Genomic DNA, 436 nt, shown 5'->3' with positions numbered 1-436 from the left:
CGCATCAACAGCCTCGGCGTGATCGAGGCGCTGGCCGACGCGATGTGCCTGCACGGCATCCCGGAGAACATCCGCTGCGACAATGGTCCTGAGATGATCGCAAAGGCGTTGCGCAAGTGGGTCGCCAAAGCTGGCTCGCAGATCCAGTACATCGCGCCAGGATCCCCGTGGGAGAATGGCTATTGCGAGAGCTTCAACGGCAAGCTTCGTGACGAGTGTCTAAACCAGGAGATCTTCTACTCGCTGAAGGAAGCGCAGATCGTGATCGGTCTCTGGCAAACCACCTACAACCGCCTCCGACCGCATTCGTCGCTGGGCTATCGGCCGCCCGCGCCCGTCAGCTACCCGGATCTGGCCTTCCGGCTACCCATGGCCGCTACCATGCAGTAACCTCGCAACTGGCCCGGTCCAAAATACCGGTCAGGTCAGTGGCAGG

General features: G+C 61.5%; 1 protein-coding gene. It reads left to right on the top strand.

Going from position 1 to position 436, the window contains the following annotated elements:
* On the top strand, positions 1-390 hold a 390-nt coding region (locus MKL11_RS00080; RefSeq protein WP_243939183.1), incomplete at its 5' end, for an integrase core domain-containing protein.
* Between the last annotated feature and the right edge of the window lie 46 nt (positions 391-436).

The organism is Methylobacterium sp. J-077, from assembly GCF_022829365.1.
GTDB lineage: Bacteria > Pseudomonadota > Alphaproteobacteria > Rhizobiales > Beijerinckiaceae > Methylobacterium.
Note: the sequence above shows the minus strand (reverse complement) of the source record. Positions and strands in the feature narration are given on the sequence as shown.